The sequence below is a fragment of the Pantoea sp. ME81 genome (genome assembly GCF_903970985.1).
Lineage (GTDB): Bacteria > Pseudomonadota > Gammaproteobacteria > Enterobacterales > Enterobacteriaceae > Pantoea > Pantoea communis.
Map to the genome: position 1 here is coordinate 1 of NZ_CAJCKS010000115.1, position 15907 is coordinate 15907.

Below are 15907 nucleotides of genomic sequence, written 5' to 3' on the forward strand. Positions count from 1 at the left end.
GACTTCATAGTTCACAAAGCGCCCTTGCCGCTCTTCACGCACCAGTCCCGCACCCCGTAACACCGCGAGATGTTGAGACATCGCCGATTGGCTGATCTCCATCCCGTCGCGCAACGCTGTGGCATTCATGCGCCCCACCGACAGCTTTTCAAATATGGCACGGCGGGTCGGATCCGCCAGTGCTTTGAATATCGCATTTTCAATCATGTTGATGACATTAGCACTGGCTTATTTAAGCAGCAAGATAATGCGCAGCGATCTCTTGCTCGGTGACGATCACTTTCGACACCAAACCGTATTCCACCGCCTGCTCCGCACTCAACCAGAAATCACGCTGAGTATCTTGCTCAATCCTCTCAATCGCCTGCCCGGTGGCATCCGCGAAAATATGATTGAGGCGATTTTTCATGCGCACGATTTCATTGCTGTAAATCTGCATATTGCTGGCGGGGCCTTGCATGCCGCCGGAAGGCTGGTGCAGAAGGAAGCGGGTGTTGGGCAACGCATAGCGATTTGCTTTGTTGGCGGCGACATAAATCAACGCACCTGCGCTGGCAACACAACCAGAACCAATCATGATCACTTCGGGTGTAATAAAGCGTATGGCATCAAAAATCATATCGCCCGATTCAGCATGACCGCCGGGAGAGTTGATAAAGATCGTGATCGGTCGATCGCTGATGGCGGCGAGGATGTGCAGATGCTGAACCACCTCTTTGGCCATTTTTTCATCCACGGTGCCGGTAATGAAAATCTTGCGTGCGTTGATCAGCTGTTCCATCAGCGATGGGTTAACTGGCGGTGCTGCCGGTTCAGAAGGTTCGGTGTTACTGTCGCGCATGGGATCACTCTGCAATAGATGGGGACACCAAACACATTAGCACCTACTTATCTATTAGGCGAGTATGATGCAACGTCAATCGATGACGATGTTAATTAACAGGGCACGGAAAAGTGCCCTGACACGCCGCTATTGGCGGGAATAATTATTTTTTGCTGTTGCTGCTGGTCATATTATCAAACTGCTGTGTGAGATAGTTGCTGGTGCTATTCAGTACACTGACCACTTTATCCAGATTGGTGAACTGGGTTTTGTAGCGTGCGATTTTGTCATCAATGCGTTTACTGGTGGTGTTGTACTGATCGGTCAGCTGGTTCAGTTTTTTACTGATGCTGTCCGTCGCCCCCTGAATCACGCCTTTACTGCTCAAAAACGCGGTAAAAGTGGTATCCAGTACCGTGGTGACGCCGGTTTTCTTACCATCACCGGAAAACATGTCACGCACCGCATCCGGTCTGACCTGTAGCGCAGTGGTCAGTTTGTCGGCATCCAGCTTGAGTTTTCCATCTGTAGGATCGGTGGTGATGCCCGCCTGGCTCAAGGTTTTATATACCGTAGACCCTGAGGAGTTCGCCAGAATGCTCTTCAGCTGCGTCTGAATGTTACGCAGCGTGCCATCTCCTAGCAGCGCACCATTTTTACTGTCTTGATCTTTACCCGCATCCACCGCCGTGTACTTTGTCAGATTGCCGATGGTGTCTTGCAATGAGTTGTAAGAATTCACCCAATCGGTGATGGCGTTTTTCGCCTTGCTGGTGTCAGTACTCACCGACAATGTCTGATTACCGGTGGTTTTATCATTCAGCTTCAGCGTAATGCCTTCCACCGCATCGGAAATGGTATTGCTGCTGCTTTCAATCGGTACATTATTGACGGTTAAGCTGGCATTCTGCGCTTCCACGCTTTGCGTCATGCCGCTGTTAGCGGTGTCAGCCGCATCAAAACCAATAAAACCATGCAACGTATCATCGCCGATCACGCTTAGTGACTTGACCGCGTGATCAGTACCTGTGGCTGATGACGTTAATGACAAACGAAATTCGGTGCTGGATACCTTAATCAGGCTAGCGCTGATACCTACATTGGATTTGTTGATGGTGTCACGTAGCGCCGACAACGAGGTCTGATCTTTGGTCAGCGTGATGCTATTCTCTTTGCCGTCCGCTGTAACAAATTTCAAGATGCGCGAATCGCTGCCATCACCCATCGCTGCTTTGACATCCGCCTTTGGCAAGCTGGTCAGCGTTTGCGATTGCGCCAGATGATCTACGCTGATGGTGTATTTCCCTGCCAGCGCGCTGCCATTGGTATCCGCGCTAAATGCACTCGAACTGGAAGTGGTACTGGTCGCGGTATAGAGACTCGCATCCTTTAATTTGGTGTTAGCCGTCTGAAAAGCCTGAATCGCGGTTTTAAGTGTGCCGTAAGCAGAAAGCTTCGCCGTGGCGGCAGATTGCTGCTTCGAAATCGGTGTCAGTGACTGTTTTTCAGCGGCGGTCAGCTTATCCAAAATGGTACTTAAACCCAGTCCTGAACCCACACCTAAAGTTGAAATCCCAGCCATGTACGTAACTCCTGTTATTTTGACGTTACGGTACTATCGGCGACTTAACGCAAACCTTTAAGAAAACCTGACCATTTCTTTACTATTTCCTTACGAATATCCTTACAGTTTGCACAACATCAGTGCAGACGCGGCTTCAGGGGCCATTGCCCTGTTTTTCCTCCATCGCTTCGCTACGCAATAAAACATGACGTGTCTCACATTTAACGGTCAGTATGCTTGTCGGAATCACAGAGCGGCTTATGATCTCGCCAGATTGTTACTGCGCGCAAACGCAGGCAAAACCTGACACGCCGCTCTCCCGGTGGGTCAGGTTTTTTCTTTTTCAGGGCTGATAAAAATGAAAATCGCGAAGATCCTCAATAACAATGTCGTGGTCGTACTGGGCGAGAACGGCAAAGAACAGGTCGTGATGGGTCGCGGGCTGGCTTTTCAGAAGCGTGTGGGCGATGCGCTGGATGCGCAGCAGATTGAAAAAGTCTTCGCACTGCAGAGTGACACCCTGACAGGAAGGCTAAGCGAGTTGCTTTCTGATATCCCGCTGGAAGTCATCACAACCAGCGAGTTAATCATCGCCAGCGCACGTCAACAGTTGGGTCAGCCGCTGCATGAGAGCCTCTCGATTGCGCTGTGCGATCACTGCCATTTCGCGATTGAACGCCATCAGCAAGGCATTCCGATTCGTAATGTATTGAAGTGGGAGATCAAAACGCTCTACCCCAAAGAGTTCGCGATCGGCATGGAAGCACTGGTACTGATCAATAAACGCCTCGGTGTGGTGTTGCCTGACGATGAAGCAGGCTTTATCGCCCTGCACTTAGTCAACGCGCAACTGGGCAGCGACTTTGCCGATGTCTCTCACGTGACGCAATTTATGCAGGAGATTTTGCATATCGTGAAGTATCGGTTGCAACTGGATTACCGCACCGACAGCCTGAGCTATAACCGCTTCGTTAACCATTTGAAGTTTTTTGCCCAGCGCATGCTGGGAAAACGCGGCGTGTGCAGCGAAGATGAGTCATTGCATGATGTGGTGCGCGACAAATATCCGATTGCTTATCAATGCGCGATGAAGATCGACAGCCATATCCAGCAAAAATATCTCTATGCCCTCTCGGCAGAAGAGCGCATGTTTCTCACTATCCATATTGAGCGAGTTCGCAAAGAGACATTAGCGTTGCAGGAAGATGCCGACGAGGCGTAAAAACGGGCGCCAACGCGCCCGTTAGCGGGTTTATTTCAATGCCGCGCCGTGGCTACGGATCACATCCTGATACCAGAAGAAGCTCTTTTTACGCGAGCGTTCCAGCGTGCCGTTGCCCGCATCATCGCGATCAACGTGGATGAAACCGTAACGCTTCGAGAACTCGGCTTTAGAAGCGCTGACCAGGTCAATCGGTCCCCAGCAGGTGTAGCCCATCACGTCCACACCATCTTCAATCGCTTCCCGCACCTGCACTAAGTGATCATTGAGATACTGGATGCGGTAATCGTCATTGATGCTGCCATCGGCCTCAACCACATCTTTGGCACCCAGGCCATTTTCCACAATAAATAGCGGCTTCTGATAACGGTCGTACAAGATGTTAAGCAGAATACGCAGACCTTCCGGATCAATCTGCCATCCCCACTCTGAGCTGGCGAGATGCGGATTCGGCACCATCGACAAGATATTGCCCTGCGCTTTCTGGTTCTCTTCTTCATTGGTGGTGACGCAACCGGTCATGTAATAACTGAAGGAGATGTAATCCACGGTGTTGCGCAGGTCGCGTTTGTCCTCATCCGTGATGCTGACGGTGATTCCGCGATCGGCGAAGAAGCGTTTCATGTAAGCGGGATAGGCACCGCGCACTTGCACATCACCAAAGAATAACCACTCGCGATTCTGCTGCAACGTTTCCAACACATCGGCCGGACGGCAGCTGAGCGGATAGAGCAACGCACCCAGCAGCATGTTGCCGATCTTACCGCCCTTAACAATCTCATGGCAGGCTTGTACGGCGCGGCCGCTCGCCACCAGCTGATGATGAATCGCCTGATAAATCGCCTGTTGCTCGCTCTCTTCCGGTAATCCAACGCCAGTAAAGGGCGCATGCAATGACATGTTGATTTCATTGAACGTCAGCCACAGCTTCACTTTATGCTGGAAGCGAGTGAATACCGCGCGCGCATAGCGTTCAAAACAATCAATAGTGATGCGATTGCCCCAGCCGCCATATTTTTTGATCAAACCATAAGGCATTTCGTAATGTGACAACGTCACTAGCGGAGTGATGTTGTACTTTGCCATCTCATCAAACAAACGATCGTAAAAGGCCAACCCCTCCTCGTTTGGCTGAGCTTCATCGCCCTGTGGGAAAATACGCGTCCAGGCAATCGAGGTACGCAGAACGGTAAAGCCCATCTCTGCGAACAGCTTGATGTCTTCCGGGAAGCGATGATAGAAATCAATCGCCGTGTCTTTGATGCCAAAATCATTGCCGCTGCGTTCAACGCGCGCGCCAAAAATACCTTTGGGTTGCAGATCCGAGGTCGATAGCCCTTTACCGCCCTCCTGCCAGGCACCTTCCACCTGATTGGCGGCAACGGCACCACCCCATAAAAATGCATCCGGGAAACGTGTAGTCATTTACTTGCTCCTTGGTTATTTCAGCACGGCCAGCAGCGGCGAGCCTTCACTCACTGCGCTGTTGTTCAGGGTTAATACATCAATAAATTCATCGCTGTTGCTCACCAGCACCGGTGTGGTGAGGTCGAATCCAGCGTTTTTGATCGCCTCGATATCAAACTCCAATAGCACATCGCCCACTTTCACTGGCTGATCGTTTTGTACCTGAGGATGGAAATATTGCCCGTCGAGTTTGACGGTATCGAGTCCAACATGGATCAGCACTTCCGCACCTTGATCTGACGTCAGTCCAATTGCATGTCCGGTGCGGAACATGGAGGAAACTACGCCATTGACGGGCGATACTACGCGGCCCATGTGCGGCAGAATGGCCGCGCCCTTGCCGAGTAAACCGCTGGCGAAAGTTTCATCTTTGACTTTCTCCAGCGGCAACACGTCACCCGCAATCGGGCTCACCACGCTTTCACGGCGCGTTAATGTCGCAGGCGCGGGATCGGCGACGGGTTCAGCCACAACGGGTTGTGCCGCAGACTCTCGTAAACCAAACACATAGGTCATGGCACAGGCGAAAACTAGCGCGACCGCTGCACCGGCAAAGGACGCCAGCACGCTGGCATCAATACCCGTGCTGGGCACGACCTGAATAAACGTGAAAATACTGGGGAAGCCAAAGGAGTAAATGGTGGTGTGCCAGAAGCCCAGAATGGCGGCACCCAATGCGCCACCAATACAGCCGAAGATGAAAGGACGTCGACGTGGCAGCGTGACGCCATACACTGCGGGTTCAGTGATACCAAAAATGCTGGCAGTGAATGCCGATCCGGCTATCGCTTTGAGTTTGATATCACGCGTGCGCAGGAAGATCCCCAATGTCGCGCCCGCCTGTCCTAATACCGCCGGCATCAGCAATGGCAGTAGGGTGTCGTGACCGAAGTTTGCCAGATTGTTGAGCATGATCGGCACCAGTCCCCAGTGCAAACCAAATATCACACAGATTTGCCAGATGGCGCCCATCACCGCACCTGCAACCATGGGGCTGAGGCTGTAAATCCACAGATAACCCTCCGCCAGCAAGCGGCTGAGCCAGGTGGCTGCCGGGCCAATCGCCAGAAAAGTGAGCGGCACGGTGATTAGCAAGCACACCAGCGGCGTAGTGAAGTTACGCACCGCACCGGGTGAACGCGGATGTACCCAACGCTCAATCAGGCTTGAGACCCACGCAGCAAAGATAATCGGGATCACCGAGGAGCTGTAATTGAGTATTTCCAGCGGGATACCGACAAAGGTCAGTGGCTTTCCTGCCTGCTGCTGTTGCATCGCTTCAAGTATCAAGGGATGCACCAGCGCTGCGGCAATCGCCATGCTGACAAAGGGGTTACCGCCAAATTTTTTCCCGGCGCTGTAGCCGAGCAGAATCGGCAAGAAGTAAAAGAGTCCATCACTGGCAACAAACAGCACTTTGTAGCTGCCGCTGCTCGCGTCCATCACACCGAGCACCAGCGCCAACGCCAGCAGTCCCTTGATGATGCCTGTCGCAATCATCACACCAATAAAGGGTGTAAAAATGCCGGAAACCAGATCGATAAAACGGGCAAACAGGTTTTGTGGCGTAGTGTCCTCCACGTTATCGGCATGGTCGAGGGCATAGCGTGCCGTTAACGCGCGGTAGACCTCCGCAACCTGGTTGCCGATCACCACCTGATACTGACCCCCGCTCTCCACCACCATGATCACGCCAGGATTATTTTTCAACTCGGCGGTATGCGCTTTTTGGCTCTCTTTTAATTTGAAGCGCAGGCGTGTTGCGCAGTGCATCACGCTGATAATGTTATCTTTTCCCCCCACGCCAGCCACAATGTCATCTGCCAGTTCCTGATATTGCATCTTCCTTTCTCCTGCAAAACGCCTCGAATTTCGCGCAAAAAAAAACCTGAGGCGCGCCCTCTGCTATCGAGAAAGGGCGCGCCTCAGGTTTTGCCTGCCGAACAGTAACAATCCTTAACGCTGGTTATCTTGCTGAGCATTGCCAAAAAGTAGCAAGCAGTTTTCAAAAATCGCGCTGAAATGTGTGAAGCGCGTCAATTATTGTTCAGGAGTGCAGCGCATGCCCGGCACGTTGTAATGCTGACAAAGCGAGGGCAGATAGCATCACACCAATCAAAATTAACAGTTTATAGCTCAGCGCGTTCAGCAGCAGAATACCCAGCACGCCGCCGAACAGGAATGCCATCACCGTGAAGAAGTGCAGTTTTAAACGCTCGATATAGAGCGGCGCATCTTTCGGGGATTCTTTACGGCGTAGCACATCAAACAACATGGCCAACTCAATGCCAATGTCGGTAGCGGTACCGGAGACATGGGTGGTGCGCACGCGTGCGTTGGAAATCCGGGTCACCACGGCGTTTTGTAATCCCATCAAAAAACTCAAACTGAGCACCAGCAATACGCCCGATTCACTAAAGCTGAACCAACTCTCAATGACGCCCAGCGCGAATAGTGCCACGCCTTCCAGCAGGATGTTGATGGCATAAATCCCGCGAATTTGTCGCCTGCGTCCGGAGTTGATAATCAGGGTCGAGACAGAAGAACCCGCTATAAAGAGCAGCACGATGAGCAGGAAGAACAATCCGACATGCAGATTTGCTTTCGCCAGATGATCGGAAAGTGACGAGACGTTGCCCGTCATGTTGGCAGAGAAAAAACCGACGGTTTCAAATGCAGCTGTGTTCAGCGCGCCCGCCACAGCCGCCAGCGTGCAGGCGAGTCGGGTATCCGTATTAAAAGTGCGCGTGTTTTCGGAGGTGATCAGCATGGCTATTCCCGGCCCTGGCAAAGGGGAATATCTTCCTCCTGCGGGCCGGAATTCTCAAGCCTCAGGCAAAAAGCACCCTTTACTGACCGGGCATAACAGGGAGTTATGAGCGAGGGATACAGTCAGTAGAGGTATTAATCGACATGGGTTCGATTAAACCCGTATTGCGTAAGCCGATGATGAAACTGAACATTATTCTCACAATTCAGTTTAGTGTAAATCGATCGCTTATAGTGACTGATGGTTTTGTTATTCAGTCTGACACGCAAGGCAATGTCCTGCTGACTGCTGTATCGGGCAAGCCATTTCAGCATGTGAAATTCTTGCAGCGAGAGCGAAGGAACACGGCTGCGTGTTGATGTATGCGGTCTCTTCTCAGCGAGTGTATTGACGTTTTGAACAATGCTGGCTAATGAGGCTTTTTTTGTCAGAAATAAAACCGAATGAAATTCATGGGCAAGAAAATTAAGCAGCGCAGCATCATTAATGTCGGTCAGTACCAACACGCGGATACAAGGATAAAGTGCCTGCAACAGGCGTAAAAACGCATAGGAAGATTCAATATCATCCGCTTCGGTTTTTAACTCAATAATCATTACTTCGATAGATTGATCGATTAATATTTTTTTTGCATCACTTAAAGATGAGCATGATAAGAATTGGTAACCTGCAGATATTAATAACTTTTCTAAGCCAAGCGCGGCCCAGAAATTGGCTTCAACATTTAATATTTTCATGTTTATTACTTAAACAATTAAAAAACCATTTAATCGTGATTAGTGGCTATTTTAAATCGGACAACATTTCTTTTTTTGTGCGATAAAGACTACAAAATATTAATTATCCCGCGCTGGCGAAGCCGCAATCGCGCACTAAAATTATGGAGTGACTAGCTAGTCCTTATCTCTCACGGAACATTGATATGAGGTCTTCCTATGAAACAACAGAGCTACAGAGGCGGTGCAGGGAATTTTGCTAACGATCCGGCACGCGCAAGAGAAGCTGGCAAAGCGGGAGGCAAAGCCAGTGGAGGCAACTTCAGAAACGATCCTGAACGCGCCGTTGAAGCGGGTCGGAAAGGAGGCAAGATAAGTCGCCGTCCTCCAACAAAGTCTGAGTAAAGCGCTTTAGGATTTGTTCTGCCAGGGACTGGCATCTTCTCTTAATGGATCCGCCCGATGCGACCTGGCCTCAGCCCTGTCGGCCACTGCCCTTCCTGTTTTTCCATACTAAATCCAATCGCCACCGCTTTGCCCACCAGATTACGTTCAGGGACAAACCCCCAATAGCGGCTGTCATAGCTGTTGTTACGATTATCCCCCATCATAAAATAGCTCTCCGCCGGCACCACCCACTCTCCAGGCTGCTGGCCTGGTTGATGGAAAAACGCCGATGCTGAAACAGTCAATTCAGGCTTCTGCAAAAGGCGATGTGTCACCCCCGCCAGCGTTTCAGTGCCCATCAGTAAACGCTGTTCAGAAGGCTTTTCCTCGCCAATCGGTCTGGCATAAAAGCCCGGATGCATTCCGGCAGTCTCGACGAACTCGCCCGCTTTGAGCGCACTGTAATGAATGGCTAGCGCAGGTGCACAAGATTGATGGTCCTGGCAAAAAGGGAAAATAGTGAGCTGTTGTGAGGCTGGATTGAATATGACTTTGTCACCGGGCAAACCGATCACTCTTTTAATGAACAACTGCGTTTCGTCCTGAGGAAACGTAAATATCGCAATATCACCACGTTTAGGGTGTCCGGTGGCAAGCAACGTTTTCTGATTGAATGGATTTCGAAGCCCGTATGAATATTTATCTGCCAGCACCCAGTCGCCGGTGAGGAGAGTTGGCATCATGGAACCAGAAGGAATGCGAAAAGGCTCCCAGCCAAAGGCCCGAACCAGTAACACGATGACCAGTAACGGAAAGAGCGATGCGGGCGTATCCAGCCAACTCGGGAGGCGCTGAGTTTTACCCTGCTGTATGAGCGAAGATTCTGCCTGGTTTTTCTCAACGGTGATGCGCGTCAAAGCCCAAAGCCTGTATGTCCAACTCAGGCCGCTAAAAACCACAGCAATCGCCAGTATCAGGGCGAAGATGTTCATCATAAGAGGGTTCCAGCGCTACCGCGTTATTCATTCGCATCAATCGTTGCGGCTCGTTAATTTGCGCCGTCAATATAAACCAAATGTTAGGTTATCGCTCTCCAATCTGTGCTTTACGGCTCGCTTAATATGATGCGAATGGTGAGGCTTGAGTTATAGGCTTTTCAATGCCATATTCTTTTCAATAATGTGGCTCGCTTAATCTACATAACTTAATAGGGAGTGATAATGTCCACCGAAGAAAGAATAAAGGAACTTGAAGAAACGGTTCAGCGTTTAAAAATCGAAACGGAGGTGTTGCGTGAACTGATGATTAAACAGGTCGCGGTGAATAACATCACCTTTAAAGGGAAATATGATGAAGTCATTATTAACATGGCTAAAGAGTATGAAGAGCGCGGACTGGACGTTGACCGTAACCGAGCCATGCATGAAGCGATACGGCAATACATCAAAGATGATGCATCATCCAATGATTGAAATGCTGTACCGCAATAATACCCTTGCAAATCACGCAAAAGAGCCGCTTACGCGGCTCTGAATTGAGAATCAGATCATCGGTTTTTGATCATCAGGTAGATCACGATCGTCAGTCTCATCACCCTCTTCATCGGGTAAGGGTAAATCGTCGCCAGGCAGCGGCTTAACATCATCTGGATCTGGACGTTCTGACATATATACCTCCATTCACCCTGATTGGGTATAAGTAGTTTAGTGGGGTGATGATTGATGCTGTGCAGCAAATAACCGATTTTGTGAATCAAGCGTAGGATATTTTATAAAATACTTTAACCACTAGAAAAGCTAACTTTATAAACTACATGCTTCGTTTATTTCGAAATTACAGGCTAATTAATCAACAATTTCAACTGATTAAGCAAACCCTATCATTAGAGAGATGTTGTTTAAATGTCGGGTGCGATTAATTGTCAGCGAGGCTATTTATCCTGATAAGGATCCTGCTTGTGATCTTTACTATCATCGCGCGTGCGCGGAATCTCTCCATGATCTTCAGGGTTGTCTTTTGCTGGATGGTCATCCTCTTCATACGCATTGCCGACATTGGGGGCGGCTTCGGGAAATTCCTTATGCACATCCCCTTCTTTATTACGTTGTTCATTCGTATGATGATCTTTCATAATTAACCTCATATTTAATGTCTTTCTTATTGTAGTCTAATTTTAACGACAGAAAATGAATGCTGAACACCTAAGCCATTCATTATTAAAACTGGCAAATTTTTCCATTCCCCTACGGTCTCGCTTACTTCAGATTTTTAGACAGATTAATCCGTAAGTTCGAAAAACGCCTCTTATTCAAGTCACTAACCCAAATTCACATCGGATAGTGTGCCATACTCTCGGTACCCAAATTAATTGGAAAATAACATGTTTCACTTTGTTATCGCCCTCTTCAAGAGCCCTGAGTCATTGCTACAAGTGATGAGCCAGCAAGATATGAAAGAATCCATTCAGGAGGGTGACAGGATCATTATTGATGAAGATGGCAACGCTTCGGTTAATCCGTTAAGTCCCAAAGTTCAGCGCGATTTTGCCCATCATGTCAAAACCTTGAAGGATATCTAAATGGGAACGGCAATATTTATGGTGCTGATGGTGTGTGGTTATTGGTACACCAGCCGGGACATGTCGAGTCGCTTAAAAATAAAGCGTTCCTTTGGCTGGGATGTTTACTTTTTAATTGCCCTTTATGGTTGTATTTTTGTCTTACAGGGCGTGTTTGCCACCGGGATTGTCTGGCTGATATTACTCGCCGCTTCCGCGATCAATAATACTTTTGCACTTACCCACCTGGTGCATGCTCGTTGGCATGTGGATTTTATGACCTGGAGCTTCCTGGGTATTCAGGCACCGGTCGTGATTATGCTCGCCTTTGCCGTGCTGTTTTGTGTGTATCGCTCAAACTGGGCTGGCAGCGCGCGATTAACCGCCAGCAGCCGCCGCGACCTCTATCAGCGATTGTCACGTTCGAACGGTATTGAACAGATGTTGTTGCAGTGTATGGAAGACGGTGAGTTAGCCTGGATAACGCTAAAATCCCGACGCATCTACATCGGCATGATTCATGCCGCCACCTTCGAATATGCCAGCACGGCTAATATTGTATTAATACCGATGCTCAGCGGTTATCGCGATTCACGTACGCTAAATCTCGCCGTTGAGCACAATTACAGCCGTTGGTATCATCAGCACCAAATTGATTTCATGTCGAAACCCAAAACAGCTTTAGCGTTTCGTAAAGTGATTATGGTGGAACAAATCGAGAGTCTGTCGCTATTTGATCCCGCCAGCGCCAGTGCTCTGGCAATGGGTGAGGCAGGAACCGATGACGTCAGGACAGACGCATCACCCTAACTTCCAGCGTAACCAATTATCCAGTTCGCTTTCAGGTAATGGGCGGGAATGAAAGAACCCCTGCGCCTGATCGCAACCGAACTCTTTTAACGCTTCGAGCGTCTCAATATTTTCCACGCCTTCCGCTAACACCACATAATCCAGTTCTTTGAGCATAGCGATAATGCTGCGGGTGATGATGCGTGATGCGGTATCCGTGGCAAGTCCGCCGACAATCGAACGGTCGAGTTTGACCACATCCAGAGGCATTTTTCGTAGGTAGCTGATATTGCTGTAACCGGTGCCGAAATCATCCAGCGCAATACCAAAACCGCGCAGTTTCAACATTTCCAGTCCCTTAATGGCCGCCGCGCTTTCGATGATGCGCTCAGTTTCCAGGCACTCAATGCCGAGCAGATTCGTCGGCAGACGTGCCTTGATCATCTTATTCTCGAGCCTGTCAGCAAAACTTTCCTGGCTAAAGTCGCGCACGCTAACGTTCACCGTGACAGGCAACTGGATACCTTGCCCGTTGAGCCGTTTCAACCGCTCAATGGTTTTATCAATGACCCATTCGGTGATCTCTTGCAGCAGCGTGGTTTGTTCCGCGAGCGGGATGAAAACTGAAGGAGAAAGTTCACCTCGGGTGGGATGGCGCCATCGGATCAGCGCTTCGAGCCCAATCGGTAAACCGCTGCTCAGACAGATTTTCGGCTGGAACACCAGATACAATCCATGGTTGTGCCGTACAGCAGTGGCCAGGTCGTTGACGAGAGTAAAGTCATCCGTACGCCGCTCATCGTTTTCCTCACTGAAGTTCATACACGGGATCCCGCGACAAATGGCTTCATGCAAGGCACTAACGGCTCGACGCAGCGCTTCCTGAGCGGAAATTTCTGACGGCGAAAAGAGGGTTTCACCGGTATGTGTCGCCAAATCGACCGATAAACCTTCGCCAATCTCGGCGCGTACGCCTTCCATGCGTCGCGCAACCCACTCGGCGCACAATGGACTTTCTTGTTGAGTTAATAGCGCAAACCGCCCGGTTGCCACGGTATAGAGCAGTTCATTTTTGCCGGGACGCAGACGTAGCGGCAGTAACGTTGCCATATCTTTGAGGAGCCCTTCGACAGGTGCCATGCCCAACGAACGCGCCAGCTCATAGGCTCGCGGCATATCGATGCAGTCGATCAACACCAGTCGATACCGCGTGTTATCACCCGCATTACGCAAGGCTTGCAGGTCTCTAATCAGTTGCTGTCGGTTAGGCAATCCTGTAACCAAATCGGTAAAACCCACAGAATGCCAGGCTTCAAGAAAGGAAATAACCAGCTGTGATAGCAACGTCATCGTCGCCAGCTTTTCAGCGCTAAAGGTATGTGGTTTGCTATCCACCACGCACAGCGTGCCTAAGACCAGCCCTTCCTGGCTCTTTAGTGGCACGCCCGCATAAAAGCGAACAAAAGGTTCACCTATAACAAAAGGATTGACGGAAAAACAGGCGTCCAGTTGGGTATCGGGCACCACCAGCGGTTGATCCCCCTCGACCACGTACTGACACAATGAATCGGCACGCAACGTTTCACCGACGTTAAAGTTGTGCGCAGCTTTGATGTATTGGAAATCATCGTCAAGGACAGAGATGAAACTGCTGGGAACATCCAGCGTTTTACTGACCAAATCAGTGAATTTGCTCAGTACATCGTCACGGCAGATATCCGGATTCCGAAGTGCCTGGAGCGTGATGCAGCCTGGCTTCAATTCGTTAGTTATGCTCATTTGCACTCGCCCATTCCATTGGCACGGATAGCAATGCTGAACTCAAAAGAATAACTTCATTATCATTAAGGAGAATATCCGCCATTTTGCGTCTATTTTGCTCATTATTAACCGGTGAATATCACCATATTATGCTCGCCATCACGGTTTGTCATGCTGAAATATCTTTACAAAAATCTTACATGAGAACTGAGTAAAGGTATCCTTCATCCCATTCAAGCGAGGCGTAAATTGATAACAAGGATTACGGCTGCCCAGAGATCTTATCAATTGCGCACGCATTAATAGGATTTAATAATTACCGCATAAAATTCAGTCTGTTGTCCGTAATTCAACAAGCACAGAAAAGCATCAAATAAGCGATGCATCACGGCATATATATTCCTGTCATATCGCTAAGTCGGTCCAGGTTTTCTCTTAATGATGCGTCTCGCTTATTAGCTTAATCTCTCAATAATGGGATTATTTTATTTTAGCTAAGGTTTCAAATCCCGAATTTTCAACACCCTGCTCTGGGGAAATCCAGAGATATTACTCTGCAACGATTATTAAGCCGCTTCGCAGGGTATTTTTTCTTTAGTCTATCTTTTCCTCCACACATCACGCCACCCTGTCACGCCGTAGCAGGCTTAAACGGCTAAGAGGTGAAGATGCTGTACAGGGTCACGGCAAACTTCCCAACATTTCCCCTTCCATCTTATCCAGACGCAGCGTAATCTATATGCAAAACGACTATGTTTCATATACGGATCGCATAATGGGTATCGTAAAAATTTCTGATCTGATGCATGAGAATCTGCGTATCGCGAGCACGGCGTTAAGCCGTTCCATCAATGCGCAGGCAGAACACTGGATGAAGATTGGCATGCTGGCTGAGCTATATCCTGACCTCAACCTTCAGGAACTGACGCGCCTGTTGATGCGTGTCGAACGTGACGGCGGCGCAGATTTAGCGCAGCTGCTTGACCAGCCTACATTAACCTCGCAGGGAATCGCGCAATGACCATCAAACTACATTCTGCTGAAGAAATCGAACTGGCACGCGCTGCCGGACACGCCGCGGCAAAAGTGCTGGAAATCATCACCCCTTACGTCAAACCCGGCGTGACCACAGATGAACTGGACGCCATTTGCCATGACTATATTGTCAATGAACTGAAGGTTGTTCCCGCGAATATTGGTTATCACGGCTATACACGCACCACCTGCACCTCGGTAAACCACGTGGTGTGCCATGGCATTCCAGGTGAGAAGAAGCTCAAGAATGGCGATATCGTCAACATCGACGTCGGCATCATCAAAGATGGCTGGTACGGTGATACCAGCCGCATGTATTACGTGGGTGAGCCATCAGTGCGCGCTAAACGTCTGGTCGATATCACCTACGAATCGATGGTTGCGGGCATTAAAGTCGTCAAACCCGGTGCAACATTGGGTGATATCGGCGCCGCGATCCAACAGGTGGCGGAGAAAGCCGGATTTTCAGTGGTGCGTGAATATTGCGGTCACGGTGTTGGTGAGATTTATCACGACGAGCCTCAGATTCTGCACTACGGTACGCCGGGCACAGGGATTGAGCTGCAGGCAGGCATGATCTTTACCATCGAGCCAATGATCAATGCCGGCAAAGCAGGCACCAGTGTTTTATCTGATGGCTGGACGGTGGTGACAAAAGATCGCTCGCTGTCGGCGCAGTGGGAACACACTCTTGCTGTGACCGAGACCGGCTTCGATTTGCTTACGCCATGGCCTGAAGGCACAGGCGATTACGCAGCAATAGAAGGCTGAGTGCGGCTTAGCGCGCTGACAGGCATTCAGGATGCGCCAATGCAG

At 49.7% G+C, this 15907-nt stretch carries 18 protein-coding genes; 7 read left to right on the forward strand and 11 right to left on the reverse strand.

Annotated elements, in window-relative coordinates; genetic code table 11:
• From H7A81_RS18600 to fliD, 3 genes are all read right to left on the reverse strand, one after another.
• A partial coding sequence (locus tag H7A81_RS18600) for a metalloregulator ArsR/SmtB family transcription factor (RefSeq protein ID WP_182058354.1) occupies nucleotides 1–207 on the reverse strand: 207 nt, incomplete at its 3' end.
• A gap of 25 nt (nucleotides 208–232) precedes the next feature.
• On the reverse strand, nucleotides 233–841 hold the full coding sequence (locus tag H7A81_RS18605; RefSeq protein ID WP_182058355.1) for an ATP-dependent Clp protease proteolytic subunit: 609 nt from the start codon (nucleotides 839–841) through the stop codon (nucleotides 233–235).
• A 145-nt stretch (nucleotides 842–986) separates the two neighbouring features.
• Nucleotides 987–2405, reverse strand: coding sequence for a flagellar filament capping protein FliD (gene fliD, locus H7A81_RS18610; protein ID WP_182058356.1), 1419 nt, complete (start codon nucleotides 2403–2405; stop codon nucleotides 987–989).
• A 340-nt stretch (nucleotides 2406–2745) separates the two neighbouring features.
• Between fliD and licT the strand changes: the two genes are divergently transcribed.
• Nucleotides 2746–3609: a BglG family transcription antiterminator LicT gene (gene licT, locus H7A81_RS18615; RefSeq protein WP_182058357.1), complete on the forward strand. Its 864-nt coding sequence runs from the start codon at nucleotides 2746–2748 to the stop codon at nucleotides 3607–3609.
• Between the two features lie 30 nt (nucleotides 3610–3639).
• Here licT and H7A81_RS18620 read toward each other — a convergent pair whose 3' ends face one another.
• The 4 genes from H7A81_RS18620 to H7A81_RS18635 form a co-directional block, all read right to left on the reverse strand.
• Nucleotides 3640–5034 carry a glycoside hydrolase family 1 protein gene (locus tag H7A81_RS18620; protein WP_182058358.1) on the reverse strand — a complete coding sequence of 465 codons (1395 nt, stop codon included), beginning with the start codon at nucleotides 5032–5034 and terminating at the stop codon, nucleotides 3640–3642.
• Nucleotides 5035–5049: 15 nt separating this feature from the next.
• On the reverse strand, nucleotides 5050–6918 hold the full coding sequence (gene bglF / locus H7A81_RS18625) for a PTS beta-glucoside transporter subunit IIABC (protein WP_182058359.1): 1869 nt from the start codon (nucleotides 6916–6918) through the stop codon (nucleotides 5050–5052).
• A 205-nt stretch (nucleotides 6919–7123) separates the two neighbouring features.
• Complete coding sequence (locus tag H7A81_RS18630; RefSeq protein ID WP_058961215.1) at nucleotides 7124–7846, reverse strand: YoaK family protein; 723 nt, start codon at nucleotides 7844–7846, stop codon at nucleotides 7124–7126.
• A 134-nt stretch (nucleotides 7847–7980) separates the two neighbouring features.
• The gene (locus H7A81_RS18635) at nucleotides 7981–8583 is read right to left on the reverse strand and encodes a LuxR C-terminal-related transcriptional regulator (protein WP_182058360.1); all 603 of its coding nucleotides are present in this window, start codon (nucleotides 8581–8583) and stop codon (nucleotides 7981–7983) included.
• Between the two features lie 198 nt (nucleotides 8584–8781).
• On the opposite strand from H7A81_RS18635, the gene H7A81_RS18640 reads away from it, so the two are divergent.
• Nucleotides 8782–8967 (forward strand): general stress protein, encoded by a 186-nt coding sequence (locus tag H7A81_RS18640; RefSeq protein ID WP_072016973.1) that lies wholly within the window; start codon nucleotides 8782–8784, stop codon nucleotides 8965–8967.
• 41 nt (nucleotides 8968–9008) lie between these two features.
• On the opposite strand, the gene lepB is transcribed toward H7A81_RS18640, so the two are convergent.
• Nucleotides 9009–9944 carry a signal peptidase I gene (lepB, locus tag H7A81_RS18645; protein ID WP_182058361.1) on the reverse strand — a complete coding sequence of 312 codons (936 nt, stop codon included), beginning with the start codon at nucleotides 9942–9944 and terminating at the stop codon, nucleotides 9009–9011.
• A 225-nt stretch (nucleotides 9945–10169) separates the two neighbouring features.
• On the opposite strand from lepB, the gene H7A81_RS18650 reads away from it, so the two are divergent.
• Nucleotides 10170–10421 (forward strand): hypothetical protein, encoded by a 252-nt coding sequence (locus H7A81_RS18650; protein WP_182058362.1) that lies wholly within the window; start codon nucleotides 10170–10172, stop codon nucleotides 10419–10421.
• A gap of 69 nt (nucleotides 10422–10490) precedes the next feature.
• On the opposite strand, the gene H7A81_RS27740 is transcribed toward H7A81_RS18650, so the two are convergent.
• On the reverse strand, nucleotides 10491–10616 hold the full coding sequence (locus H7A81_RS27740; protein WP_255253253.1) for a hypothetical protein: 126 nt from the start codon (nucleotides 10614–10616) through the stop codon (nucleotides 10491–10493).
• A gap of 263 nt (nucleotides 10617–10879) precedes the next feature.
• A complete protein-coding gene (locus H7A81_RS18655) occupies nucleotides 10880–11080 on the reverse strand; it encodes a hypothetical protein (RefSeq protein WP_182058363.1) in 201 nt (66 codons plus the stop codon).
• A gap of 249 nt (nucleotides 11081–11329) precedes the next feature.
• On the opposite strand from H7A81_RS18655, the gene H7A81_RS18660 reads away from it, so the two are divergent.
• Together H7A81_RS18660 and H7A81_RS18665 are read left to right on the forward strand one after the other, a co-directional pair.
• Nucleotides 11330–11527 carry a hypothetical protein gene (locus H7A81_RS18660; RefSeq protein WP_034822666.1) on the forward strand — a complete coding sequence of 66 codons (198 nt, stop codon included), beginning with the start codon at nucleotides 11330–11332 and terminating at the stop codon, nucleotides 11525–11527.
• Nucleotides 11528–12316: a hypothetical protein gene (locus H7A81_RS18665; protein ID WP_182058364.1), complete on the forward strand. Its 789-nt coding sequence runs from the start codon at nucleotides 11528–11530 to the stop codon at nucleotides 12314–12316.
• On the opposite strand, the gene H7A81_RS18670 is transcribed toward H7A81_RS18665, so the two are convergent.
• A complete protein-coding gene (locus tag H7A81_RS18670; RefSeq protein ID WP_166936069.1) occupies nucleotides 12308–14074 on the reverse strand; it encodes a sensor domain-containing phosphodiesterase in 1767 nt (588 codons plus the stop codon). The two genes, H7A81_RS18665 and H7A81_RS18670, sit on opposite strands and share 9 nt — an antisense overlap.
• 757 nt (nucleotides 14075–14831) lie before the next feature.
• Between H7A81_RS18670 and H7A81_RS18675 the strand changes: the two genes are divergently transcribed.
• On the forward strand, nucleotides 14832–15077 hold the full coding sequence (locus H7A81_RS18675; protein WP_034822655.1) for a ParD-like family protein: 246 nt from the start codon (nucleotides 14832–14834) through the stop codon (nucleotides 15075–15077).
• Nucleotides 15074–15862 carry a type I methionyl aminopeptidase gene (gene map, locus H7A81_RS18680; protein WP_182058365.1) on the forward strand — a complete coding sequence of 263 codons (789 nt, stop codon included), beginning with the start codon at nucleotides 15074–15076 and terminating at the stop codon, nucleotides 15860–15862. The genes H7A81_RS18675 and map overlap by 4 nt, the downstream gene beginning before the upstream one ends.
• Nucleotides 15863–15907: the final 45 nt, after the last annotated feature.